The 26,552-nt window shown below is 31.7% G+C and carries 26 protein-coding genes; 10 read left to right on the top strand and 16 right to left on the bottom strand.

The annotated features are described in order from the left end of the window. The first annotated feature begins 32 nt into the window (after positions 1-32). The 3 genes from FH779_RS00820 to rsmI all read left to right on the top strand — a co-directional run bounded on the left by FH779_RS00820 (position 33) and on the right by rsmI (position 3,075). Complete coding sequence (locus FH779_RS00820) at positions 33-1,784, top strand: 1-deoxy-D-xylulose-5-phosphate synthase (protein WP_180905716.1); 1,752 nt, start codon at positions 33-35, stop codon at positions 1,782-1,784. A gap of 61 nt (positions 1,785-1,845) precedes the next feature. Then, on the top strand, positions 1,846-2,340 hold the full coding sequence (locus tag FH779_RS00815; RefSeq protein WP_180905715.1) for a DUF4252 domain-containing protein: 495 nt from the start codon (positions 1,846-1,848) through the stop codon (positions 2,338-2,340). A gap of 60 nt (positions 2,341-2,400) precedes the next feature. After that, positions 2,401-3,075 (top strand): 16S rRNA (cytidine(1402)-2'-O)-methyltransferase, encoded by a 675-nt coding sequence (gene rsmI, locus FH779_RS00810; protein ID WP_180905714.1) that lies wholly within the window; start codon positions 2,401-2,403, stop codon positions 3,073-3,075. On the opposite strand, the gene recJ is transcribed toward rsmI, so the two are convergent. The 3 genes from recJ to FH779_RS00795 are packed head-to-tail and all read right to left on the bottom strand — an operon-like array spanning position 3,072 to position 6,254. After that, a complete protein-coding gene (gene recJ, locus FH779_RS00805) occupies positions 3,072-4,772 on the bottom strand; it encodes a single-stranded-DNA-specific exonuclease RecJ (RefSeq protein ID WP_180905713.1) in 1,701 nt (566 codons plus the stop codon). The two genes, rsmI and recJ, sit on opposite strands and share 4 nt — an antisense overlap. A 50-nt stretch (positions 4,773-4,822) precedes the next feature. Then, entirely contained in the window at positions 4,823-5,572 is a 750-nt protein-coding gene (locus tag FH779_RS00800; protein WP_019974792.1) for a uroporphyrinogen-III synthase, read from the bottom strand. Positions 5,573-5,579: 7 nt separating this feature from the next. Then, complete coding sequence (locus tag FH779_RS00795; RefSeq protein ID WP_180905712.1) at positions 5,580-6,254, bottom strand: DUF4271 domain-containing protein; 675 nt, start codon at positions 6,252-6,254, stop codon at positions 5,580-5,582. A gap of 66 nt (positions 6,255-6,320) precedes the next feature. Here FH779_RS00795 and FH779_RS00790 point away from each other — a divergent pair, with 66 nt between their 5' ends. After that, positions 6,321-7,043 carry a polyprenol monophosphomannose synthase gene (locus tag FH779_RS00790; RefSeq protein WP_180905711.1) on the top strand — a complete coding sequence of 241 codons (723 nt, stop codon included), beginning with the start codon at positions 6,321-6,323 and terminating at the stop codon, positions 7,041-7,043. Then, complete coding sequence (locus FH779_RS00785) at positions 7,040-7,438, top strand: DUF4296 domain-containing protein (protein WP_180905710.1); 399 nt, start codon at positions 7,040-7,042, stop codon at positions 7,436-7,438. Before FH779_RS00790 ends, FH779_RS00785 begins: the two co-directional genes overlap by 4 nt. Before the next feature lie 421 nt (positions 7,439-7,859). On the opposite strand, the gene FH779_RS00780 is transcribed toward FH779_RS00785, so the two are convergent. The 11 genes from FH779_RS00780 to FH779_RS00730 form a co-directional block, all read right to left on the bottom strand. Beyond that, complete coding sequence (locus FH779_RS00780; RefSeq protein ID WP_180905709.1) at positions 7,860-9,089, bottom strand: 3-phosphoshikimate 1-carboxyvinyltransferase; 1,230 nt, start codon at positions 9,087-9,089, stop codon at positions 7,860-7,862. Positions 9,090-9,091: 2 nt separating this feature from the next. Next, entirely contained in the window at positions 9,092-9,418 is a 327-nt protein-coding gene (locus FH779_RS00775) for a nucleotide pyrophosphohydrolase (protein WP_180905708.1), read from the bottom strand. 88 nt (positions 9,419-9,506) lie between these two features. Continuing rightward, complete coding sequence (locus FH779_RS00770; protein WP_180905707.1) at positions 9,507-11,510, bottom strand: DUF3857 domain-containing protein; 2,004 nt, start codon at positions 11,508-11,510, stop codon at positions 9,507-9,509. Between the two features lie 7 nt (positions 11,511-11,517). Next, positions 11,518-13,413 (bottom strand): DUF3857 domain-containing protein, encoded by a 1,896-nt coding sequence (locus tag FH779_RS00765; protein ID WP_180905706.1) that lies wholly within the window; start codon positions 13,411-13,413, stop codon positions 11,518-11,520. Positions 13,414-13,434: 21 nt separating this feature from the next. After that, on the bottom strand, positions 13,435-13,884 hold the full coding sequence (dtd, locus tag FH779_RS00760; protein ID WP_180905705.1) for a D-aminoacyl-tRNA deacylase: 450 nt from the start codon (positions 13,882-13,884) through the stop codon (positions 13,435-13,437). 134 nt (positions 13,885-14,018) lie between these two features. After that, positions 14,019-14,291, bottom strand: a complete 273-nt coding sequence (locus tag FH779_RS00755; protein WP_180905704.1) for a hypothetical protein — start codon at positions 14,289-14,291, stop codon at positions 14,019-14,021. 103 nt (positions 14,292-14,394) lie between these two features. Next, on the bottom strand, positions 14,395-15,315 hold the full coding sequence (gene rsgA, locus FH779_RS00750; protein ID WP_180905703.1) for a ribosome small subunit-dependent GTPase A: 921 nt from the start codon (positions 15,313-15,315) through the stop codon (positions 14,395-14,397). Between the two features lie 6 nt (positions 15,316-15,321). Further along, positions 15,322-16,401: a bifunctional 3-deoxy-7-phosphoheptulonate synthase/chorismate mutase type II gene (locus tag FH779_RS00745; RefSeq protein ID WP_180905702.1), complete on the bottom strand. Its 1,080-nt coding sequence runs from the start codon at positions 16,399-16,401 to the stop codon at positions 15,322-15,324. A 58-nt stretch (positions 16,402-16,459) separates the two neighbouring features. Beyond that, complete coding sequence (locus tag FH779_RS00740; protein ID WP_150431657.1) at positions 16,460-17,308, bottom strand: prephenate dehydrogenase; 849 nt, start codon at positions 17,306-17,308, stop codon at positions 16,460-16,462. Further along, entirely contained in the window at positions 17,305-18,447 is a 1,143-nt protein-coding gene (locus FH779_RS00735) for a pyridoxal phosphate-dependent aminotransferase (RefSeq protein WP_180905701.1), read from the bottom strand. Before FH779_RS00735 ends, FH779_RS00740 begins: the two co-directional genes overlap by 4 nt. Further along, on the bottom strand, positions 18,444-19,265 hold the full coding sequence (locus FH779_RS00730; protein ID WP_180905700.1) for a prephenate dehydratase: 822 nt from the start codon (positions 19,263-19,265) through the stop codon (positions 18,444-18,446). The genes FH779_RS00735 and FH779_RS00730 overlap by 4 nt, the downstream gene beginning before the upstream one ends. 243 nt (positions 19,266-19,508) lie before the next feature. On the opposite strand from FH779_RS00730, the gene FH779_RS00725 reads away from it, so the two are divergent. Beyond that, a complete protein-coding gene (locus FH779_RS00725) occupies positions 19,509-20,204 on the top strand; it encodes an ABC transporter ATP-binding protein (protein ID WP_125348933.1) in 696 nt (231 codons plus the stop codon). Between the two features lie 32 nt (positions 20,205-20,236). On the opposite strand, the gene FH779_RS00720 is transcribed toward FH779_RS00725, so the two are convergent. Further along, the gene (locus tag FH779_RS00720; protein ID WP_180905699.1) at positions 20,237-20,749 is read right to left on the bottom strand and encodes a thioredoxin family protein; all 513 of its coding nucleotides are present in this window, start codon (positions 20,747-20,749) and stop codon (positions 20,237-20,239) included. A 62-nt stretch (positions 20,750-20,811) separates the two neighbouring features. On the opposite strand from FH779_RS00720, the gene FH779_RS00715 reads away from it, so the two are divergent. The 3 genes from FH779_RS00715 to FH779_RS00705 all read left to right on the top strand — a co-directional run bounded on the left by FH779_RS00715 (position 20,812) and on the right by FH779_RS00705 (position 23,402). Then, a complete protein-coding gene (locus tag FH779_RS00715) occupies positions 20,812-21,213 on the top strand; it encodes a hypothetical protein (RefSeq protein ID WP_180905698.1) in 402 nt (133 codons plus the stop codon). A gap of 82 nt (positions 21,214-21,295) precedes the next feature. Continuing rightward, a complete protein-coding gene (ychF, locus tag FH779_RS00710) occupies positions 21,296-22,387 on the top strand; it encodes a redox-regulated ATPase YchF (protein ID WP_180905697.1) in 1,092 nt (363 codons plus the stop codon). 220 nt (positions 22,388-22,607) lie between these two features. Beyond that, a complete protein-coding gene (locus tag FH779_RS00705; RefSeq protein ID WP_180905696.1) occupies positions 22,608-23,402 on the top strand; it encodes a T9SS-dependent choice-of-anchor J family protein in 795 nt (264 codons plus the stop codon). A gap of 45 nt (positions 23,403-23,447) precedes the next feature. Here FH779_RS00705 and FH779_RS00700 read toward each other — a convergent pair whose 3' ends face one another. Beyond that, complete coding sequence (locus FH779_RS00700; RefSeq protein ID WP_180905695.1) at positions 23,448-24,587, bottom strand: methionine aminotransferase; 1,140 nt, start codon at positions 24,585-24,587, stop codon at positions 23,448-23,450. Between the two features lie 107 nt (positions 24,588-24,694). Here FH779_RS00700 and FH779_RS00695 point away from each other — a divergent pair, with 107 nt between their 5' ends. Continuing rightward, positions 24,695-26,545 carry a DNA topoisomerase IV subunit B gene (locus FH779_RS00695; protein WP_180905694.1) on the top strand — a complete coding sequence of 617 codons (1,851 nt, stop codon included), beginning with the start codon at positions 24,695-24,697 and terminating at the stop codon, positions 26,543-26,545. Positions 26,546-26,552 lie beyond the last annotated feature (7 nt).

Genomic DNA, 26,552 nt, shown 5'->3' with positions numbered 1-26,552 from the left:
TCCTCAGAAAAATGTAATTTTGTAAAAGAATAATGGATAATCTACTTTCAAAAATCAATCATCCTAAGGAACTTAGGACTTTTGAAGCGTCTCAATTAACTGCTTTAGCTCACGAGATGCGCGAGTTTATTTTGGATACTTTGAGTGTAAAACCAGGACATTTAGGTGCTAGTTTGGGTGTGATTGAATTAACGATTGCATTACATTATCACTACAATACACCTAAGGATTTGTTAATTTGGGATGTAGGTCATCAATGTTATCCACATAAAATTTTGACAGGTCGTCAAAAAATTTTCGATTCACTTCGTCAAAAAGATGGTATTTCCGGTTTTCCTACACGTATAGAAAGTGAGTTTGATACATTTGGAACGGGACATTCTTCTACCTCTATTTCAGCAATTGTTGGGATGGCAACTGCGGATAAAATTAATCAAATCAATAGAAAACACATTGCAATTATTGGTGATGCATCGATTACTTCTGGAATGAGTTTAGAAGCATTAAATCATCTTGGATCGACAGATTTGGATGTTTTAGTGATTTTGAATGATAATGATATCGGAATTGATCCTTCGGTTGGTGGTTTGAAAAAACATTTTAAATCATTAGAAAATCAATCCGAAAATATCTTTACCAATTTCGGTTTAAATTTTATTGGAACAATTGATGGACACAATTTTGATGAATTATTGAATGCTTTCAATAAAACTGATTCAATCAAAGGTCCGAAAGTTTTACACATCAAAACAATAAAAGGAAAAGGTTACGAACAAGCCGAAATCGATCAAGTAAAATGGCATGCTCCAGGTTTGTTTGATAAAGAAACGGGCGAAATAAAATCGAAGAAAAAAGAAAAATCGTATCAAGATGTTTTTGGTGAAACCATGCATCAATTACTTGAAGAAAATTCACAAATCGTTGCAATAACACCTGCGATGTTAACAGGAAGTAATTTGGTAAAATGTCATCAAGATTTTCCTGAACGTGTTTTTGATGTCGGAATTGCTGAGCAACATGCGGTGACGTTTGCAGCTGGTTTGGCGACGCAAAATACCATTCCGTATTGTGTGATTTATTCGACATTTTTACAACGTGCGTACGACCAAGTCATTCACGATGTAGCGTTACAGAATCTGCCTGTTGTATTTTGTATTGATCGTGCAGGATTCGTTGGTACAGATGGCGCAACGCATCATGGTTATTTTGATATTGCGTATTTGCGCGAAATTCCGAATATGATTGTGTCTTCGCCTCGAAACGAAAAAGATTTCAAAAATTTATTGTACACAGCGCAGTTTACAACTCAACCTTTTGCGATTCGTTATCCAAAAAATAATATCCAAATAAGTGATTCTAAAGTCGAAAAAATAGAAATCGGTCAATCTGAAATTATTTTTGAAGGAAATAAATTAGCGATTCTTTCAACTGGATTAATTAGTTCTCGAATTGAGGAAATTATCATCCAAAATAATCTTCAAGAAAAAGTTGCTTTGATTGATTTTCCATTCATCAAACCTTTGGATGAATCTCGCTTAAAAGCTATTTCACTAAAATATTCTACCATTCTAACTTTTGAAGATGGAATAAAAAAAGGAGGTTTTGGAAGTGGAATTTTAGAATTTTTAAATTCTATTCATTACAAAGGGAATATCACAATTAATGGATATCCAGACGAATTTATCGAACATGCTTCGATTTCTGAATTAGAACAAATGATTGGTTTAGATGATTCTTCAATATTGGAAATAATTTTTTCTTACCTAAAAATTCAACAATCCTAAAAATTAATAATTTTCGGTACGAGAGTTGTTATTCTTTCTCTAATTTATAAACACAACAACAATGAAAAAAATAATCGGTTTATCTTTTATAGCAGTATTGTTAACATTGCAATCTTGCGGTACAACAAAAAATATGCAAGAATTCTACACAAAATATCACAATCAATCTACTGTAATTCCTTTACCTTCTTTTGCGTTGAAATTAGCTGGAAAAGCTGGCGGAACAGATTTATTTAATTATTTAAAATCGGCTAAAGTTTTTGTTGTTTCAGATGCTGGACAAGGAAAACAAAAAAGAATCATGAACGATTTGCAATCGTCTATGCGTGGTGAAAAATACGAAAACTTAGTAAAATTCAAAGCGAAAGATAGCCGTTTGAACATTTCATTACAAGAAGATGGCGGACGAGTTAAGAAAATGATTTTTGGAATTAACGGTTTGCGAAATGTATTGGTTATCGATTCTAAATTAGATATTCCAAGAACAGATTTAGACAAAATTTTAGACAAAGTTTCGGCTGAAGATATTGCAGATTTAGCAGATATTTTGAAATAATATATGAAGCCAGCTAATTTGCTGGCTTTTTCTTTTGAAATTACTTTGTAACTTTGTCGCATGAGTGGAAAATTATATTTGGTTCCGACGCCAATCGGAAATTTGGGAGATATGACATTTAGAGCGGTTGATGTGCTAAAAGAATCAGATGTTATTTTGGCAGAAGACACGCGAAATAGTGGTATTTTACTGAAACATTTCGAAATTTCTACTCCAATGCGTAGCTATCATATGCACAATGAGCATCAAGCAACTGAGGATATTATTCGTCAGTTAAAAGATGGACAAATCATTTCAATTATTACAGATGCCGGAACTCCAGGTATTTCTGACCCAGGTTATTTGTTAGCCAAAGAATGTGTGGCAAATAATATTGTAATCGAATGTTTACCAGGCGCAACCGCTTTTGTTCCTGCATTAGTTGTTTCTGGATTACCAAATAACGAATTCACTTTTGTTGGATTTTTACCTGTAAAAAAAGGAAGAAAATCTAAATTAGATTCATTGTTAGAAGAAAAGAAAACGATGATTTTCTACGAATCTCCACATAAAATTGGACGTACTTTAAAAGATTTAGCCGAAGCTTTTGGAACTGAACGCAAAGCAAGTTTATCACGTGAAATCTCGAAAAAATTCGAAGAAACTTTACGCGGAACATTAACTGAATTAGCCGAAATAGCCGAAAAAAGAAATTTGAAAGGTGAAATGGTTTTGATTGTAGAAGGAAATCATTAATCGTTGAAACGAATATCTTTTATATTCAATTGCCAAGTTCCTTTTCCTTGCCAATAATTCATTCCGATTGTGTACACCATATCAAATGATTGTCCTTTCTCTAATTTTGGTCCAAATTTTCCTAATTTGAAGCCAATTGCAGGAAACGTAATACGTGTATCGCGCTGATGTACGTATAAACGCGCATGTTCTTTACCAACTAATCGGAAATCTGTTGCTAATAAATCCTTCGAAATAAAAACAGGATTCATATTATCTGGTCCAAAAGGCGCCATTCGCATCACCGATTCCAAGAAAGAACGCGTCATATCATTAAAAGAAATTTCTTTATCGATCAAAATTGATGGCGTAAAATGTTTTCCATTCGACATTTCTTTCACTGTTTGATCGAATCTAATCTTGAATTCTTCAAAATTTTCTTCTTTCATTGCTAAACCAGCAGCAGCCATATGTCCACCAAACTGTGTTAACAAATCTTTGTTTTTTTCGATTGCCGAATGTATATCGAACTCTTGAATAGAGCGAGCCGAACCTACAATTTCACCTTCATTATTCTTCGTACAAACAATAGTTGGTTTATAATACAAATCGACCAAACGAGAAGCTACAATTCCGATTACACCTTTATTCCAAGACGCATCGTAAACAATGGTCGAATATTTTTCTTTGGTATTGATTTGATCCAATTGAAAAAGTGCATCATGCGTCATATCAAGATCCAAGGTTTTGCGCTCGTTATTTAATGAATTAATATCATTCAAATATTTACGACAATCCTCTTCATCAGTACTCAACATAAAACGAACCGCTTCCGAACCATGTTTTATACGACCTGCAGCATTAATTTTTGGTGCAATAGAAAAAACAACATTCGAAATATTGACATTATTTTTAATATTAGTCGGAATTAATTGCTGAAAAGCCAAACGAGGATCTGAATTTAATCGTTTCAAGCCAGCATAAGCCAGCACACGATTTTCTCCTGTAATCGGAACAATATCAGCCGCAATACTTACTGCAACTAAATCTAAAAGTGGTAAAAGATTTTCTTTTGGAAGATTGAATTTCTCTGTATAAGCTTGCACCAATTTAAACCCAACGCCACAACCGCTCAAATCTTTGTAAGGATAACGACAACCTTTTTGTTTTGGATCTAAAACAGCGTACGCTTTAGGCACAGAACGATCTGGTAAATGGTGATCACAAATAATATAATCGATGCCTTTTGATTGGGCATATTTTATTTCTTCGTGCGCTTTAATTCCACAATCTAAAGCAATTACAAGTGAAATATTATTTTGTACAGCGAATTCTATACTTTGTTGAGAAATTCCATAACCTTCGTTATTTCGGTCAGGAATATAAAAAAAGACTTTCGAGTAGATAGAAGTCAGAAATTCGTAAAACAAAGTTACGGCTGTTGTTCCATCTACATCGTAGTCTCCAAATATTAAGATATTTTCTTCGTCATCAATTGCATTTTTGATACGTGAAACCGCATCACACATTCCTTTCATCAAAAAAGGATCATGCAATTCGTCTAAGGATGGATTAAAATACGATTTGGCTTGCGCAAAATTCGTAATTCCACGTTGGGCTAATAAAATAGCAAGCACCTCAGAAATGTTAAGCGATTCTCTTAAATCCTTAACAACTTCAGTATTGGGCTGTTCTTTTATTTCCCATCTTTTTTCCATCTCTTTAATTTACATAAATTTTTTAATTAGAGAGAAGGGTAAAGCGAATATTATTTTGATTTATTTGCTTCTTTCACGTATTTATCTAACGCCATTGTCATTGAAGGCGTTTGTGGTGTTGGCACCTCAATGTCTACACGTAATCCCATCTCTTTTGCTTGATCTACTGTCGATTTTCCGAAAACGGCAATTCTTGTATTTTCTTGCACGAAATCTGGGAAATTTTCGAATAATGATTTGATTCCTGAAGGTGTAAAAAATACTAAAATATCGTATTTTACATCAGACAAATCAGATAAATCACTCGAAACAGTTCTAAACAAAGTTGCTTTTTGCCAAGTTAATCCTAAACTATCTAGTAAAGTAGGAACATTTGGTTTTAAAACATCAGATGCTGGTAATAAAAAGTTTTCGTCTTTGTGCTTTTTAAATAAAGGCACCATATCCGCAAAAACTTTTTCTCCAATATAAATTTTACGTTTTCTGTAAACAATGTATTTCTGTAAATAGAATGCAATTGCTTCTGATTCGCAAAAATATTTCATAGAGTCAGGAACAGTAAAGCGCATTTCTTCTGCTAAACGGAAAAAATGATCAATAGCGTTTCTACTTGTAAAAATTACAGCAGTCACTTTGCTAAAGTCAATTTTTTGTTGTCTTACTTCTTTAGCGTCTATTCCGACAACTTGGATAAATGGTCTAAAATCAATTTTGATTTTATTTCTTTTTTCAATCTCGTAGTATGGCGAGTTTTCTGCCTGAGGCTTAGGTTGAGATACTAATATTGATTTAACTTTCATAGTAATTTTAGATTACTTTACCTACAATTAATAGTTTTGCTAATACCATTATAGGTAAAATTTCTAGGGTGCAAAGGTACAAAATATTATAATACCAAACTGATTTATTGTCACTTATTTGTTTTGCGTATATATGATAAATTTCGAATATTCTATTCAAAAACAACAAAATAAAGCCAATCACCATCAAGTAATCTTTGTTAATTTGTGTGTAAAAAAACAAAAAACAAATAATAAGTAAGAGTAAAACATTTTTTGCATTGACAAAACTCGAACTTTTCATAAAATATGAAACAGAACTAGATTCGTAGAAAACACGATAAAAAATTACCTCAATCATCAACCTAAAAAGCATTATCAAACTAATTACACCAAAGGTAATTCCGACACGTGAAAGATAATAAAACTTAAAATTTGGAATATGATTATATGTAATATCAAAATACGAAACCAACAACAAACTTATCAGCAAAACCGTCACACCATTAACAATAAAACTAAATAACGTCGTATTATCATCCGTAAAACTCATGTATTCGGTTTTATTATCTAGCGTTTTGAAATTTTTCGCAAACAAGTATTTTGCTGCACAAACCAATAACAAACACACCGTCAAAGCAATAAGAACAGTGTCATTGCCAAGTGTATTTTTTCCTATCGAGATTAAATCGTTTGTTTTCATAATTTTTTCAAAAATACAAAAGACTAACAATCTTATAACTATCTTTATGCCCACAAAATAATATTTATGTCGGACAAATTAGTTATTATCCCGACCTACAACGAAAAAGAAAACATAGAAGCCATTATTCGTGCAGCTTTGGCTGTTGACGGAGCATTTGATGTGCTTATTGTTGACGACAGTTCTCCAGATGGAACGAATGATATTGTAAAACGTTTGATTCCTGAATTTAATGGACGTTTGCATTTAGAAATTCGTACCACAAAAGATGGTTTAGGACGCGCTTATGTACATGGATTTAAATGGGCTTTGGCAAATAATTACGAATATATTTTCGAAATGGATGCCGATTTTTCACACAATCCAAATGATTTACCTCGCTTATACCAAGCCTTAGCAGATGGTGCCGATTTAGCAATTGGCTCACGCTATTCTAACGGTGTAAATGTTGTGAATTGGCCAATGAACAGAGTTTTATTGTCATATTTTGCGTCGAAATATGTGAGCATCATCACGCGATTACCTGTACATGACGCTACAGCAGGTTTTGTTGGTTATAAAGCAAACGTGTTGAAATCTTTGGATTTGGATAAAATACAATTCAAAGGTTATGGTTTTCAGATTGAAATGAAGTATAAAACGTGGATTAAGAAATTTAAGCTAAAAGAAGTTCCTATTATTTTTACAGACAGAACTTTAGGCGAATCAAAAATTAGTTCTGATATTATTGGAGAAGCCGTTTTTGGTGTAATTTCGTTACGATTAAGAAAAATATTTGGTAAATTATGAAAAACATAATCTTTTTATCACTGATTTTTTTGAGTATTTTTAGTTGCGCACCAAAAAATTACGACAAACCAAAAGATCTCATCAATCAATCTGAAATGATTGATATTCTTACAGATTTATACATTAGTCAACAAGGTCTACAGATGTTTCCTACTCAAAACCAAGATCAAAGTATAGATTTAGCAAAAGATGCCGTAGATATTATGAAAAGTTATGATATCACGTTTCATCAATTTTCTGAGAGCTACAAATATTATATGATGCAGCCCGAAAAATTCAAAGATATGCTGAATGATGTGAAAAAGAATCTTGAAGATAAATTATCTGACGAAGAAAAAGAGCGTCAAAAAAATCAAAAGAATAGCTTAAATAATACTATAGAAGCAGAAAAATAAACAAAAAACCTCAAGTGAATCACTTGAGGTTTTTTGTTTGTCATAATTTACCTTATAATTATATTGTAATTTTTACAATTATTTAATTATAAACTTCTTAATCAATTAAATTTATAATCTATATTTGTATCAACTAAAAAATCCTTCTGATGCAATCTAAAAAGATAAGTAAATCAAAGAAAGTTGGATTTGGATCGAAAACAATCAATTATAAAGACGTCGTTATCGTTTCTATTTTAATTATAATAGCTGCTTTAACCATCTTAATATTTTTGAATTCTTAACGAACAAATCCCTGTATTTATCTTAAAGGAAATCATCTTAGTTTCGCAATATTGCATAAGGTAATAACTACTCACAGGTAGTTAATAGTTGATAGATTTAAAAGCCTTTCAATAACTATTGTGAGGCTTTTTAATTGTTATACAGATTTAATTTCAAAACCAAGTTTTTTCCAATCTTCCCAAAATATTGGATATGATTTTTCTACAACCATTTCATTCTCAATTCGAATTGGGTAAATTTGAGCCAGAGGCGCCATACACATTGCCATTCTATGATCATTGTAAGTCGCTAAAGTTGGCGTTTCTGTATAATTATTATACCCCTCAATTGTTAAAGAATCGTTTGTAATTGTAATAATTGCTCCAAATTTTTCTAACTCATTTTTAAGTGCAACCAAACGATCGGTTTCCTTAATTTTTAGTGTTTCTAAACCAGTTAAATGACATTTTGCTTTCAATCCCACACAGGTTGCCGAAATAGTTTGCGCAATATCAGGAGTGTTGATTAAATTTAATTCAATGATAGATTTAGGTGAGAAATTTTCGTCATTTTTCAATGTTAAAACTCCATTTTCAAAAGTTGAAATTACACCAAAATTTTCTGCATAAATATGTTGTAAAGCTGAATCTCCTTGTAAAGAATCTTCGAAATAAGTAGAAATCTTCACTTCTGAATTTTGTGATAAAGCAATCAAACTATAATAGTATGAAGCCGAACTCCAATCTGATTCTACTTGTAAAGTTTGAGCTTTGATGTTTTCAGTAAAAGGAATTTTGATTGTATTTCCTTCGAAAATTGCATTAATTCCGACTTTATTCAACAACTGAATTGTCATTTGGATATAAGGAACAGAAATAATTTTTCCGTCCAAATTAATCGTTAATCCATTTTCTAATTTTGTTCCGATCAAACATAAAGCTGAGATATATTGAGAACTAATGTTAGAAGGAATTGTAATAGAATCTTTGGTAATCTTTTTTCCAACAATTGATAAAGGTGGATAACCTTCATTTTCTTGATACGAAATTTCTGCACCCAACTCATTCAAGGCGTCAACCAAAACTTTTATTGGTCGTTGTTTCATTCTTTCAGAGCCTGTTAACGTTATTTTTCGTCCATCTTGAATAGAAAAATAAGCTGTTAAAAATCGCATAGCAGTTCCCGCATGGTGAATATCAACTAAATCAGTTTTATTTGCTAACGCTTTTTGCATTAATTGAGAATCTTCTGAATTTGAAACATTTTCTAATGTCAAAACATTCTCAAATAATTGACTTAATAACAACAAACGATTGCTTTCGCTTTTAGAACCTGTGATGGCTAATTGATTATTTATCGGAGATTTTAGAGCAGAAATTTCAATCATATTTATTTTAATTTATCATTATTTTGATGACGATCGTGGTCACGTTTTGTTTTGTAATCTATTTTTTTGTAAAAAGCTGATTCTAAATCAACACCTGTTTGATTTGCCAAACAAAGTGCTACAAAAATAACATCTGCCAATTCTTCGCCAAGATCTTTGTTTTTGTCTGATTCTTTCTCCGATTGTTCACCGTAACGACGTGCAATAATACGTGCAACTTCTCCTACTTCTTCAGTTAATTGTGCCATATTTGTTAACTCGTTAAAATAACGAACACCATGTTCTTTGATCCAATTATCAACGTCTGTTTGTGCTTGTTTAAGGCTCATCTTATTTTAAATTTTAAAAGTTAAAGGTACAAAAATAAAAAGCCAACTCGTATTTGGAGTTGGCTTTATTCGAAGTTTAGAATATTTTTTATTGTTTTACCAAAATCACTTGCTGACTTTCTGCATTAATAATATTTGTTAAAAATTCTTTCAATGGTTTGTAGTATTGAGCAGGCAAAATACTATATGGAATGACTTTTTGAGCTTGAGCGACAATAAAACCATCTTTCTCAATTACTTTATATGCATAACCACCAGCTTGATCGGGCATTGTAAATTGCTTTTCTGTAGGCAAAGATTCTACTTTGTAACCTTCTGGAATCTTAATTTTAACTGTATTTGTATTCGTAGTTGGTGCTCCAAATTCAATGTTATAATTACGTTGATCTAGATTTAAATTATGTTTTGTATTCGCAACAAATAAAAATGGATTGAATAATATTTTATTTCCAGCCACATCTACTTTAATATCATCAAATTTGAATTGATGACGAATTACATTTTGTTTGTTATCTTGTGTTTTAAAATCAGAAATTTCAAAATTATAATCTTCTACAAATTCTTTTTCGAACGCTTTTGGATCATCTGCAATTTCACTTTTGTCAAACATATAAAAATAATTATCACGAACATTAGAAAAAGTTCCAGTTAATTTTCCGTCTGCTTTTAAATCAGCTGTAATTGATATTTTATCATTGGTCATCACCGAATTACGAAGAGGAACTTCTTTGATTCCTTTGTCATTTACCATAAATCCACGATCGTTAATTGCTCGAATAGGTAATAAATTGATTTGAGCATTTTTATCAGTTGCATCCATTAAATAAAACTCATTATCTATTGTTGTTCCAACAATCACATAATTCAATTTACTACGAGAAGGAAACGAATAATTGATTAAACCATTTTTCAACGTACTCAAAACAATTGGATTTGCGTCTAATCCAGCTTTACGTAACATAGCTGTAAGCATAAGATTAATATCTGCTGAATTTCCTGATTTTTCGTTAAATGCTTTTCGAATTCCTTTATCTGTATATTGACCTAAATAATCATTCCAAGCCATATTATTTTTTACGTAATCGAAAATTGCTTGAGCTTTTTCAATATTTGTAGATTTTCCAGCAATTGTAGTATTTACAGTTTCATCTAAAAAGTTATTTCCATTTAATTGTCGACCAAACTCTTCATGATCCATCAAATCTTTTCCAATACGTTCCCATGTTGTAGAAAAATTTTCTGAAGTACTACCAGGAGCAACAAAAGAAGCTAACTCAAATTGAACACTTGCTAACATATTTCTCGGATTAAGTACATAAGCTTCACGAGAATAGGAAGGTAAATTAGTTAATGAATAGGTTTGAGTATTGATAGTTAATTCATGAGAAGACATAGACATTTTTGTATGATGAAATTCATTGACATTAAAGCCCCCTTGTTTTGCAGTAAAAGTTTCTTTCTTCGTATTTTTTGTTAATTTCGGAGCAAAACCACCTCTCAAATCTTGTTGATAATTAAAATATTCTTGATTTTGCATCGTAAAATTACTCGCAACTACAGGAATAGATTGTTGAAAATACCACGTATCAGTATTTCCGTAAAATGGAGAAATAATTTCGTATGTATATTCTAAGATTGATCCATTTTTTACATTAGAAAAAGTAAACGTTTGTTTATCCATAAAACGATGAACTTTATCTAAGAAAATATCTTTTTTCTCGACTTTTTGTTCAATAATTTTCCCATTTTCAAGGTTGTAGGTAACCGCTTTTAAGGTAATTAATTTATCTTGATCAGACCCTGAGTTTTTTCGTAATGGAATTTCAACTTTCAAAACATCATCTGGTGTTTTATCTTTATCAAAAACAATTATCCTATAAAAAACTTTCTTTGTTTGCTCAATACCTCCTTGATTGGTATTAAAACTAACTTTATAATTTCCATCAGCATATAAAACTTCAGCAGGAGCATCAGCTTGAATTGTACTTTTTGTTTTCTCGAAATCTTGTTTTGAGAGTTTTCCAAATTTTACATCTTGTGCAAAACTCGAAACAGTTGCAACTGTCGCAACAATTGTAAATAGTGTTTTCATATTAGTATTATAGTTTTTCTAAAAGTAGTTTTGTATTGTCATATCCCGCTATTTGTCTACGAAATTCGACATATTCGTTGTATTTTTCTTTTGAAAAAGTTCCAGAAAATTGTTTGTAAATTCGTTTGATTTCGAATGTATTATTTTCTTTCGGATTAATTTCTAATTGATATTCTCCAAAAGCAGATTTCACGGTAATTGCATCAAATTTTTGTGGCAATTTATAGCCAGAAGGAAGCGTCAATGTATAGAAAACTTCGTCAACATATCCTGTCTCGATGTTGAAATCAAACTTTCTATCTTTCATTTTTTTGACAGAGGTCTCTTCTTTATTCACTGGAATAATATTCAGAATGATATTATTTCCTTGTATTTTAGCATAATTTGGTGCTGAAAACTCGAAATTTGAAGTAAAAACAGCATTTTTCCAATCATTATTGAATTCTTTCTTTTTGAATGATATTCCTTGCAAATAAGAAAAACGATTTTTTAGACGAACATCAAGATCTTTCTCGCTTAATTGATTAAATCTTGCAAAATTCTCGTAAATCAATCCTTTTGAAGTTTCAGAAAAATTAAAATTTAATGTTCCATCTGCTAAAAGTGTTGCATTTCCATTGACGAATAATTGATTATCTTCAGTTTTGAATTGTTGCGAAGGAATAATTTTTCCACCTTTTTCATCAACAATTATTACTTTTCTATTTGCAGTAAAATTACCTAAATAATTGAATGGGGTTGTTTGGCTTGTTGTTTCTAACCAAATATCTTTTCCTTTTAAAGGAACATACAAGATAACGTGATCACCTTGTAAATACATCATATCTTCAGTCATATCTTGAGGAGACCGACCTGAATGTACTTCAGTGTAATATGATTTAATACCAACAGCATCTAACATTGACATAGTATAATTAGTTAATGCTTTACAATCACCATAACTTTTGCTTTCGACATAAGAAGCGGGAAAAGGAGAAAGTCCACCAATTCCTAGTTGTACGCCAATATATCGAACTTTATTTTGCAAATGTTTGTACAAAATCTGAACTTTTTCTTCGTCAGATTTTGCATCTTTTACCATATTTTGGAACGCTAATTTTTGAGTAGGAGTAAAATCTTGTTTTCCTACAACTAAGTTGTTGAATAACCATTTTCCATAATCATTCCAATTATCAAAATCTCCTTTAACACCATCAATACTAATTTGATTTGATGCTAAAATTGCATGTGGAAAAATTTTTCGCAAAGAAACCATTTGATCTTCTTCATTAAAAGCAGGAATATGATTAAATGTATAGTTTAAATTATTGTTATCTCCTGTTTTTTGAATGTTAAATCCGTTAAAATTATTTTCTTTTAAACGAATAATAGAATTTGTTTTATTTATAAAAGTATAAGTAGATTTTTCAATCGATAAGTTTTGTGCCTTAATTGGAAACCACCTTGGAATTCCAATGGTATTTTTGCTTGTTACAGAAATTTTATACTGAATTGTATAAGGATAATTTGTTGGAGTATAATTCAAATATTTGATGCGATCATCCGTGTACATTTGTCCACTACTTACATGGCTTTGGTCACCAAAATCTTTGGTTTTGAATTTTTTAATTTCCTTTCCGTTTACATCATACAAAGTTGCCTCGAATAAGTCAATTTTCGTGTTTGGATCATAATTCGCTTGCGCACCAACATAATTATCGCCCGCTTTACTCAAAACCGTTACGACAACGTCTTCCGTGTATTTTAATTCATCAACTTTTAGAAGTTCTATTTTTTCTTCATTTTTTCGCACAACAGCATAAGCATCTTTTATCAAATCGGCTGGAATTTGATCGACCGCATAGTTTTGCGCAAAAGAAAATGAACTAATCAAAAAAGTTGAAAAAAGTAGAGTTTGTTTCATTCAATATCAATATTAATCAAGTTATTCTTTATTCTTTGAATCGATAAAAATGGTTACTGGACCATCATTCAACAATTCGACTTTCATATCTGCACCAAAAATTCCTCTTTGCACAGGTTTGAAATTTGACTCTAAAACGTTCAAAAATGTTTCATATTGTTCGTTTGCTAGATCTGGTTTCGACGCTTTGATATATGACGGACGATTTCCTTTTTTCGTTGACGCATGTAACGTAAACTGAGAAACAACCAAAATATCTCCATCAGTTTGTTGTACATCCAAATTCATCACATCATTTTCATCATTGAAAATTCTGAGTTGAATTATTTTTTTCGAAATCCATTCAAAATCTTCCCTTGTATCATCAGGCTCAAAGCCAACCAAAGCTAAAATTCCATTTTCTATTTTCCCAGTTATTTCTCCATCTACCTTTACAGAAGCATGTTGCACACGCTGTAAAATTACTCGCATAATTCTAGTTTTATTGATTTAAAATCGATTTGAATTTAAGAAATTATTAACAAATAAAAAAGCGTTAAAACCCATCTATTAAATGTGCAATAACGCTTGTTGTAATTTAAGTTTAGAAAGCAATCGCTTAATGTTTAAGTTAGTTGGTTAAAATAGATTTCCTCATCTGCAATTATCGCATAATCTAACTCATAGAGCTTTGATATTTCTTTTGCTTTGATGATTTCTTGTTCTATATTTTTTAGTTTATTTTCTTTATTTTCAGAATTATCAAATTCAGCAATCCACAATTTATTTGGATTTAATGGTTTCCAATTTAAATCTTCTAAATGCAACAAAAATCTTTCTTTTTGCTCCTTTGTACATTCCACAAAATCTAAAGCGATTTGTACGGATAAATTGCTCATTCAATTAATTTTAACAAAAATAAAATTAGAAATTGAATTATTTTTACGTGAAACCGTAATTTGAGAAAATAAAAAAGCCATTTCATAAGAAACGGCTTTTTTATTATTTTTCGGTATAAATATCTTCTTCTAAAAAAGTGAGATAATTTTCGTAGCGAGAAACTGCGATTTCTCCATTTTCTACTGCATCACGCACAGCACATTTTGGCTCGTTAACATGAATACAATTATCAAATTTACAATTGTGTTTCAATTCTAAAATTTCAGGAAAATAACCTTGTAATTCGGTTTTGTCGATATGAACCAAACCAAATTCCTTAATTCCAGGCGTATCGATAATGAAACCTCCAAAAGGCCATTCGTACATCTGTGCAAAAGTTGTGGTATGTTGTCCTTTGCTATTAAAATCAGAAACTTCGTGCGTTTTTAGGTTTAAATCAGGATTTAAAGTATTCAATAACGTTGATTTTCCAACTCCAGAATGTCCCGAAACCAAACTCACTTTATCTTTCATTCGATCTTTTACAAGGTCTAAATTTAGTCCTGTTTCAGCAGAAATATCAAGACTTTCGTAACCGATAGAATTGTAAATTGATTTATAAATTTCTAACTCAGCCATTTCATCTTCCGTGTACGAATCCATTTTGTTGAATAAAATCACAACTGGAATATGATAAGCCTCAGCAGTAATCAAAAAACGGTCAATAAAACCAAACGAAGTTTTGGGATTAGAAAGCGTTACAACCAAAAAAGCAACGTCAATGTTAGATGCAATAATGTGCGTTTTTTTGGATAGATTAACAGATTTTCGAATGATATAATTTTTGCGATTATGAATTTTTGTAATGACTGCAATATCATCTTTGTCAATCTCAAACTCAACCTCGTCTCCAACAGCAATTGGGTTGGTATGTTTGATATTGGCTATTCTAAATTTCCCTCTAATTCTTGCCTGATAAGTTGTACCATCTTCCGTAAGAAGATGATACCAACTACCAGTAGATTTTATGACAATTCCTTTCAATATTGTTTAAATTTTTTCTTCTTTTTTTACCATAATTTGGTTTTGTTGCGCAACAGATTCTTGGTGAATTGCTTGCAATAATTTGTCAACAAAATCCTCAGATAAACCTAAAGAAACTCCTGCTTTTACAGAATTATCTTTGATTTGTTTCCAACGATCTGGCTGAAAAACTGCCACATTATGTTCTTTTTTCAATTCTCCAATAGAGTTTGCAACTTTCATACGTTGAGCAATTGCATCTAAAATAGAATTATCTAATTCATCAATTTGATGACGTAAATTTTGAATTCCAGTTTTGTAAATTGCATCTGGATCATCAGAAACACGAATTTCTAAATCTTTCAAAATTTCCAATAAACGTGCCGGTGTAATTTGTTGAGCTGCATCGGACCATGCTTCGTCAGGATTGTTATGAGTTTCAATCATTAATCCATTGTACTCGAAGTTGAAGGCTTGCTGCGCGACATCAAATAAACCGGTTCTGTTACCACAAATATGTGACGGGTCACAAATAATAGGAACATTAGGCAATTTATTTTTGAAATCTAAAGCGATTTGCCATTGTGGATTATTACGGTATTTTGTTTTTTTGTAGGTTGAGAAACCACGGTGAATAGCACCTAAATTTTTAATTCCTTGACCTTCTAAACGTTCCAAAGCACCAATCCATAAATCTAAATCTGGATTTACAGGGTTTTTAACCAAAACAGTTTTGTCTGTACCGCGTAGAGCTTCTGCAATTTCCTGTACTGTAAAAGGGTTTACTGTAGAACGAGCTCCAATCCATAGAACGTCAACATCATATTCCAATGCTAATTTTGCATGATTTGCATTGGCAATTTCAGTCGCAATTTTCATTCCGAATTCGTCTTTTACTTTTTTCAACCAGTTTAATCCGATTGCTCCAACTCCTTCAAAACAATTTGGTTTTGTACGAGGTTTCCAAATACCTGCACGAAATACCTGCACATAATCTTTGTCCAAATCTTCGGCAATTGTCATCATTTGTTTTTCACTTTCTGCACTACAAGGTCCAGCGATGATCATTGGTTTATCGTATTCTTTAATCCAGTTATTATTTTCCATAACGCTTACAAATTTAAGGTTTAATATTTATTTTATTTGAGAGTAAATTATTTATTACTTATTTATTTAATATTCGACGTATGTCGTTTGTATTTTTTAGATATTGATGAATGTCTTCCGTATTTTTTTCTTCAATCATTTTCCTGATTTTGGAAATTTGTGTTTGATAAGCATCAATCGCATCGAGTAAATTTTCACGGTTTTGAATCAGGATAGGCGTCCACATCTCCGGTGAACTTTTTGCTAAACGCACTGTCGATTCGAAACCGGAACCAGCCATATCAAAAATAGCTTCTTCATTTTTTTCTTCCTCTAAAACCGTTTGTCCTAAAGCAAAAGATGTAATATGAGAAAGGTGAGAAACATACGCAATATGAGCATCATGAGCCTCTGAAGTCATTGTTTTGACATTCATCCAAAGTGACTGATACATCTTTCTCACTTTTTTTACGGCTTCTTTTTCGCTTTCCTCAACATCACATAAAATGGCCACTTTGTTTAAGAACAACTCAGGAAAAGCGGCTTTCGGACCAGAGTTTTCAGTTCCTGCAATGGGGTGCGTTGCTACAAATTGCTTTCTTTTGGGATGATTCAAAACTTTCTTACAAATGCCCGCTTTTGTCGACCCCATATCCATCACGATTGTTTTATCATTAATTTGATCTAAAATCTCAGGCAAAACGTTCTGAATGGAGTTAATAGGAATAGCGAGTACAACTAAATCCGATTGAGAAAGCGCTTTATCCAATTCGGCAACTTCATCCACAATTCCCAATTCGATTGCTTCTATTTGATGTTGAACATTTTTATCAACACCGATGATTTTTTCAGCAATACCAACTTTTTTTAAAGCTAAAGCAAACGAACCTCCGATTAGTCCTAATCCGATGATTGAAATTGTTTTCATGCTTCTAATCTTTTTTTGACTTCAATTAACTTCTCAACATCTGCGCAAAGTGAGAATCGAATAAATCCTTCACCGTTGCTTCCGAATATACTTCCGGGAGTGATAAATATTTTTTTGTTGTATAAAATATCATCTATAAACTCTTTATCGTCTTTTCCTTCCGGAAGTTTTGCCCAAATAAACATTCCTGCTGCATTCGGATTATAGTTCACTTTTATGATATCTGCTATTTCCCAAATTATTTTTCTTCGTTCAAGATAGACTTTTGTTAATTCGTTGTACCAAGAATCATCTGCCAAAAGTGCTTTCGTAGCAGCTTTTTGTATGGCAAAATTCATTCCCGAATCCATGTTCGATTTTATTTTCAGAATGGAATTAATGAATTGTTCTTTTCCTATTACCATTCCTATTCGCCAACCTGCAATATTAAATGTTTTGCTCAAAGAATTCAGTTCGATACAAACTTCTTTGGCGCCTTCAATTGCTAATATACTTGTAGGGTCATCATTTAAGATGAAACTGTATGGATTATCATTTACAATTAAAATATTATGACGAGTTGCAAATGTGACTAATTTTCTAAGAACATCTTTCGGTGCTTTTGCTCCGGTTGGCATATGTGGATAATTTATCCACATTATTTTTGGTTTTTGTTCAGCCAGCTTTTCTAATTGTTCAAAATCAGGAAGCCAATCGTTTTCATCCTTTAAATCATAGAACAAAGGTTCTGCCTGAACCAGTTCTGTTACAGATGTATAGGTAGGGTAACCAGGATTCGGAATCAAAACTTTATCTCCTTCATTCAAAAAAGCCATCGAGATGTGCATAATTCCTTCTTTAGAACCCATTAACGGCAAAACTTCTGTCGCTGCATTGACTTCTACTCCAAATTTATTTTTGTAAAAAATAGCCATTGCTTCTCGCATTTCCGGAATTCCACGATAACTTTGATAACCATTTATTCCACTTTGTGAACGTTTGATTAATTCCTCTACCACTTCCGGATGAGGTTGTAAATCCGGACTTCCAATTCCGAGTGAAATAATTGGAATATCTGTTTTCATGTTCGCTATTTCTTGTAATTTTTTAGAGAAATAGTATTCCTGAACACTCTGTAATCGTTGGGCTTCTGCTATCATTTTTTTCCCGGTTTATATTCGCCTAATATTTCTAAATCAGTTAATTTTCGTGCAATTTTCCCAAGCAATTCATAATATTGTTCTTTTTGCTCGAAGGTAATATCTATGTGAAAAGAGTATTCCCAAGGTTTTTCAATAATCGGAACAGATTGAATTTTATCCATGTTAATTCTGCATTCCGCAATTTGATTCAATACATCAACCAAAGCGCCTGATTTATGTGGAACTGAAAATCGCATCGAAACTTTGTTGAAATCTTCGTAATCATTGTGTTCGCGTTGCAATACAAAAAAGCGAGTAAAATTATCCTGAAATGTTTGAATGCTTGACGCTAAAATGTCCAATCCATAAACTTCTGCTGCTTTTCTCGAAGCAATTGCAGCGACGCCATTCAACTCTTGTTCAACAATATCTTTTGCGGTTAATGCTGTATCTATATCATTTACCACTCGCCAAGCCGGATGTTTTTCAAGGAACTTATCACATTGCAATAAGGCCATTTGATGCGAACGAACTTCTTTTATGTCCTCTAAAATTTGTCCTTTTTTGACCATCAATTGATGTTGGATTGATAAATAAATTTCTCCAACAACTTTCAAATTGTATTTCGTTAGCAACGCATAGTTTGGTAAAATTGCTCCAGCAATTGTGTTTTCAATTGCCATGATTGCTTTGTCAACTTTTCCCTTTGCAAGTGACTTTGCTAAAGTTTTGAATGTGTCGCATTCTACAATTTTGATGTCATTTCCTAAATAATTATTGGCAGCTTCGTGATGATATGAACCAATGTAACCTTGTATTGCAACTCTTTCTTTCATTTTTTTCCACAAAAAAAGTCCCACAAATTGCGGGACTTTATATTATCTTATTATGAATGTTAACAATCAATTTTGACAACGCAGTCCCTGCTCTCCTGGATAATACCCAAAAAAGTAAAAAAAGAATGCGTTAAAATAATTGAATGTTGCCATTTCGTTTTTCTAATTGTTCTACAAATCTAAAAAATAATTTTTCAGTTATCCAAATCTTTTTTGCTAATTTTATCGAAAATTTTTCATCAAATGGGAATAATCATTACAGATTTAGTAAAAAAATACGGTGAACAAGTGGCTTTAGACAAAGTTTCGTTTTCTATAAATAATGGCGAAGTTGTTGGTTTACTTGGACCAAATGGAGCAGGGAAATCGACTTTGATGAAAAGTATTACCAATGCAATTAATGCAGATTCTGGTGAAATTTCTGTGAATGATTTTAATGTTTCGACGCAACCAATTGAATCGAAAAAGTTGATTGGATTTTTGCAAGAAAATAATCCATTGTACATGGATATGTATGTAAAAGAGTATTTGGAATTTGTCACAAATATTCGAAATGTGCCTAAATCTAAAATTGATGAAGTCATCGAAAAAGTAGGTTTATCACCAGAAAAACATAAGAAAATTCATCAATTATCAAAAGGATATAAACAACGTGTCGGATTGGCGCAAGCGATTATCTCGAGTCCAGAAATTTTGATTTTAGATGAACCTACAAATGGTTTAGATCCAAATCAGATTATCGAAATTAGAGAAGTAATTAAAGAGATTGGAAAAGAAAAAACGGTGATACTTTCAACGCATATTATGCAAGAAGTAGAAGCGCTTTGTTCACGTGTAATCTTGTTGAATAAAGGTAAAATTGTGGCAGATCAACCGATAGAAGAGTTTAAAGGACAATATAAAAACTTGGAAGAAGCTTTTCATGTTTTAACGCAATAAAAAATCCGCTCATTGAGCGGATTTTTTATGAATTATTTCTTTTTCAAGATAAAAACTTCTTTGATTTTTTCTGGATCAACTTTATCGTTTTTCGTTGTTTTTTCAAGTTTTGTAATCAAATGATTTACTTCTTCTTCAGAAGCTGGGCCTCCAAGATTTTCTCCATTTACGCGAGAATCTTCTAGAACTTTTCCAGTCGAATTTAAAATTACCCAAAAAGGTAAACCTTGATCTTTTCCACCTAATTTCTCATTGATAGCATCTCCTCCTGGCGTTTCTAAATTTTTCTTTTCTGCACGTTCTTGTACAGTAATAAATGTTTTGACATAATTCGCATCAAAATATGGTTTCACAGCTGGATCGTCCATATTTTTTTCCATCTTTTTACACCATCCGCACCACGAAGCATGAAAAATTAAAAAGACATTTTTATTTTCAACTTTCGCTTGGTTTTGAGCTTTAGTTAATATTTCTGTTGCTGTTTGCGCGTTTACGATTCCTGCGAAAGCAATCATAAAACTTACGATTAAGGCTTTTAATTTCATTGTAATAAGTATTTAAGTAAATGTAAATAAATAATTGTATTTTCAATAAAAAATTAACACTTATGAAACATTTTTTAGGATTTATCTTTTTGCTATTTCTCACAAGTTGCGCATCCAATAACATAAAAACAATTGAAGGAAAATGGAAACAAGATTTTTTGGATTATAAATCGAAAGTGGTAGAAGTTCCTTTGTCGAAAAGTGATGCGATTATGGATGTTTCGAGAAATAAATCAAAATTGAAAATAGAATTTGATTTTCAGGATGGTTATGAAAAAGATGTGACAGATTCTATTGTGTTTAAATTTCCTCAACTCAAATTCAGAAAGATAAATCTTGATAAAACTTCTAATTATTATGATTTGGCTTATAATGCGACTTGCGATTGTTTTTATGGTGAAATGAAATCATATTCTGGAAATGTATTAAACATAAAATTGAACAGAGTTTCTTCGGTTAAATAAATTTAATGGAAATCATTATCTTTGCACAAAATTATTAGAACATCTTTCTAATATTCAATCATTAAAAAAAGAGACAACATATATGAAATGTGGAATTGTTGGATTGCCTAATGTTGGTAAATCTACTTTATTTAACTGTTTGTCGAATGCAAAAGCGCAATCGGCGAATTATCCTTTCTGTACAATTGAACCAAATGTAGGAACAGTTTCTGTACCAGATACTCGTCTAAATCAGTTAGAAGCAATTGTAAATCCAGAGCGCGTTGTGCCTGCGGTTGTAGAAATTGTAGATATTGCTGGTTTGGTAAAAGGAGCAAGTAAGGGAGAAGGTTTAGGAAATCAATTTTTAGGAAATATCCGCGAGTGTAATGCAATTATTCACGTTTTACGTTGTTTCGAAAACGAAAATATTACACACGTTGATGGTTCTATTAATCCATTACGTGATAAAGAAACAATTGATATTGAGTTGCAATTGAAAGATTTGGATACCGTTACAAAACGTATCGATAAATCTAAAAAAGCAGCAAAAGCGGGAAATAAAGACGAACAAAAAGTTGTAGAAGTTTTAACAGCTGTAATCGCTCATTTAGAAGAGTTGAAAAATGTTCGTGAAATGGATTTGGACGAAAAAGAGCAAGAAATTGTGGATTCGTTACAATTAATTACTTCTAAACCAGTTTTGTACTTATGTAATGTAGATGAATCTGCTGCAAAAGACGGAAACGAGTGGGTAGAAAAAGTAAAAGAAGCTGTAAAAGATGAACACGCAGAAGTGTTGATTTTAGCGGCACAAATTGAAGCTGACATCAATGAATTAGAAACGTTTGATGAGCGTCAAATTTTCTTAGAAGAATTAGGATTAGAAGAGCCAGGTGTTAATCGTTTGATTCGTTCTGCTTACACATTGTTAGATTTAGAAACATATTTCACAGCAGGTGTAAAAGAAGTTCGTGCTTGGACAATCAGAAAAGGTTCTACAGGACCACAAGCGGCAGGAGTTATTCACACTGATTTCGAGAAAGGATTTATTCGTGCAGAGGTTATTAAATTTGAAGATTTTATTACTTACGGATCTGAATCTAAATGTCGTGAAGCAGGAAAATTGAACGTAGAAGGAAAAGCATACATCGTACAAGATGGTGACATTATGCATTTCTTGTTTAATGTTTAAGATTTAAATTATATCTATATAAAAAGCTCAATCGAAAGATTGAGCTTTTTGTTTCATTAAAATGAATAGCCTATTTATAATTGTGACATAAATATTTAAAGAATATATAATAAAATGAGTTGTAAAATGAATTAAATTCAAAGTATTGATAAAAAAAGGTTGATAAATTAGTTTTATCAACCTTTTTTTATAGATTTATTTTTTATAAAAATTAACACATATGATTAAAAATTTATTCTTTATAGGATGTCTATTTTTGACTCCTCAACTTTTTGCACAAACAGTCGTTTTTGAAGAAAACTTTGATACCCCAGAAAGACAAGCATTGTGGACGATTGGAGAATTAGATGGAGACGAAGATACTTGGGAGTTTGTAGATGCTGCAGAAGCTGAAACTCCTTCTTTTAGTGGTTCTTTTGCTTGGTCTTGGTCATGGTTTTTTGAGGCTTTAACACCTGATAATACATTAACAAGTCCAGTTTTTAAAATTCCTGAAGGAAACAAAACAGAATTGACTTTTAAGGTTTCTGCTGCAGATAATGAAGAAGGTTTTTTTGAAGAACATTACGCGGTTTATGTAATTCCTGCAAATTCAACTTTTACTGGTACAGAAACAGCAGCTTTTGAAGAAACATTAGATGCTGGATATTTTGATGTTGCTAAGACAGTTAATGTGGATATTTCAAAATATGCTGGACAAGATGTTCAATTGGTATTCAGACATTATAAATGTACAGATATTTTATACATTGGTTTAGATGATGTAAAAGTCACGCAAGAAAAATTATCAACTTCTGATCTTAATAAATCAACTATTTCTGTTTATCAAGATAATGGATTGGTTAAAGTTTCAGGAATAAACGATGTCAAAAAAATTAAAATATTTGATATGTCAGGTAATCTTGTTAGAGAGGTTGATGAGTCAGAGGCAAATATTTCCGCTTTACCAAAAGGAATTTATATCGTTAATTTCTATTCTGGAGATAATGTTATTTCAAGAAAAATTGTAAAATAATAAAATTGTAAAAACGAGCTTTAGAAATAGAGCTCGTTTATTTTTCTACAAACTTTTCAAATTTTCTAAAGCCATTAAAAGTGTTTCATCCTTTTTAGCGAAACAAAATCGGATGACTTTGTTATCTGTTTTATGATGGTAAAATGCCGAAATTGGAATAGTTGCAACTTTATTTTTGATGGTTAACTGTTTTACAAATTCTTCATCAGATAAATCACTTATTTTAGCATAATTTGCACTTACAAAATAAGTCCCTTCGCAAGGTAAAACTTCAAAATTTGTTAAAGCTAAACCTTTAACAAATAAATCTCTTTTTTGTTGAAAAAAATCATTTAAATGCAAGTAATGATCTGGATTTTCTAAATAATCTGCAATTGCATATTGTGATGGCGTATGAGTAGAAAACGTATTAAATTGATGACATTTTCTAAACTCTTTCATCAATTCTTTTTCGGCTAAAATGTAACCGATTTTCCAGCCTGTAATGTGAAATAATTTTCCGAAAGAACCAATAATAAACACTTTGTCTTTTACCGATTTCAATTTTGCGAAACTTTGATGCGATTTTCCATCAAATGTAATATGCTCATAAACTTCATCTGCAAGTAAATAACAATTCGAATCTTTTAGGATTTGTTCAAATTGTTTCAAATCATTTTCGGATAAAATTTTTCCTGTTGGATTGTTCGGATTATTAACGATAATTAATTTCGTTTTATCATTGATTTTTTGCTTCAATTCTTCAAAATCGATTGAATATTCAGGATATTTTAGCAGAATTGGAACAATTTTTCCTCCAAATAATTCAACCGCTGGTTGATATAAATCGTAAGCAGGTTCAAAAATAATTACTTCATCATTTGGATGAATTAATGTAGAAATAACATTAAAAATAGCTTGACTTGCGCCGCTTGTAATGTTAATTTCATTCTGAAAATCGTAATCAGATTGATAAAGATTAGAATATTTTTCTGAAAGTAATACACGCAATTTTTCGACGCCAGTCATTGGCGCGTACTGATTGTAATTTTGTGTTGAATAATAATTTAAACGACTAATTAATTCAGAATCTGCATTAAAGTCAGGAAAGCCTTGTGCCAAATTAATCGCTTGATGTTCATTTGCCAATTGACTCATCACCGAAAAAATGGTTGTCGAAACATTGGGTAGTTTAGATTTTATCATATTGGTAAATTAGGTCGTTTTTGCTCAAAATCAAAACAATAAACCTTAATATTTTTAGGAAATTTTTTCTTATTTTTGTAAAACTCGTTTAACACTCAACAACTCAAATGTCAGAATTAGATCAACAAGTAAATTATACGGAAGACAATATCAAAACCCTTGATTGGCGCGAACATATTCGTATGCGACCTGGGATGTATATTGGGAAGCTGGGAGATGGTTCGTCTCAAGATGATGGGATTTATATTTTGTTGAAGGAGATTGTGGATAACTGTATCGATGAATTTGTGATGGGTGCAGGGAAAACAATCGAAATTAATCTGCGCGAAGATGAGGTAACGGTTCGTGATTATGGTCGTGGAATTCCGCTTGGAAAGATGGTTGACGCCGTTTCTAAGATGAATACAGGAGGAAAATATGATTCACAAGCCTTCAAAAAATCGGTTGGGTTGAATGGGGTTGGTACAAAGGCAGTAAATGCGTTGTCAACATCATTTCGAGTGCAATCTATTCGAGATGGAAAAACACGTATTGCAGAGTTTGAACAAGGAATTTTAGCCAATCAAGAAGATGAAAAAGAAACATCTTTGCGAAAAGGAACTAAAATTACATTTATCCCAGACAAAACGATTTTCTTGAATTTCAAATTCAGAAAAGAATATGTAGATAAAATGTTGAAAAACTATGTTTACTTAAATCCAGGATTGAAAATTATTTTTAATGGAGAAGAATTCTTTTCTAAAGATGGTTTGAAAGATTTATTGAAAGATAATATCGAGGAAGAAACAATTTATGATATCATCCATTTGAAAGGAGAAGATATCGAAATTGCGATGACGCATAGCTCGAAATCATATTCGGAAACGTATTATTCTTTTGTGAATGGACAAAATACAACGCAAGGAGGAACGCATTTAACAGCTTTCAAAGAAGCGGTTGTGAAAACGGTTCGCGAATTTTATAACAAAAATTACGATCCTGCGGATATTAGGAAATCAATTATTGGAGCAATCTCGATCAAAGTAATTGAACCCGTTTTTGAATCACAAACCAAAACTAAACTTGGGTCGAATGAGATTGGACCAGGAATGACAACGGTTCGTACGTTTGTTAATGATTTTATCAAAACAAATCTTGACAACTTTTTACACAAAAATACAGAAGTTGCGCAAGCATTAGAACGTAAAATTAAACAATCGGAAACGGAACGAAAAGAACTTTCTGGAATTCGAAAATTAGCGCGTGATCGAGCGAAAAAAGTTAGTTTACATAACAAGAAATTGCGCGATTGTCGTCAACATTATAACGATCCAAAAGCGGAATTACGTTTAGATACAACTATTTTTATTACCGAGGGAGATTCGGCAAGTGGATCGATTACCAAAAGTAGAAGTGTAGAAACGCAAGCGGTGTTTAGTTTGAGAGGAAAGCCGTTGAATTCATATGGTTTGACAAAGAAAATCGTTTACGAAAACGAAGAATTCAATCTTTTGCAAGCGGCGCTAAATATCGAAGAAGGATTAGAAGATTTACGTTACAATAATGTTGTAATTGCAACTGATGCTGACGTCGATGGAATGCATATTCGTTTGTTGATTATTACATTTTTCTTACAATTTTTCCCAGAATTAATCAAAGAAGGTCATTTGTATATTTTGCAAACGCCACTTTTTCGTGTGAGAAATAAAAAGGAAACACGTTATTGTTATTCTGAGCCTGAACGTATAAAAGCGTTGGAAGAAGTTAAAAATCCTGAAATTACACGATTCAAAGGATTAGGTGAAATTTCGCCAGACGAGTTCAAGCATTTTATCGGAAAAGATATTCGTTTAGAGCCTGTAATGATTGGAAAAGATCAAACTATCGAAAGTCTTTTAGAATTTTACATGGGAAAAAATACACCAACTAGACAAGAATTTATTATTAACAACTTAGCCATAGAATCTATTAAAAATTAAATAAAAA

Source organism: Empedobacter falsenii (assembly GCF_013488205.1).
GTDB classification, from domain to species: domain Bacteria; phylum Bacteroidota; class Bacteroidia; order Flavobacteriales; family Weeksellaceae; genus Empedobacter; species Empedobacter falsenii_C.
Note: the sequence above shows the minus strand (reverse complement) of the source record. Positions and strands in the feature narration are given on the sequence as shown.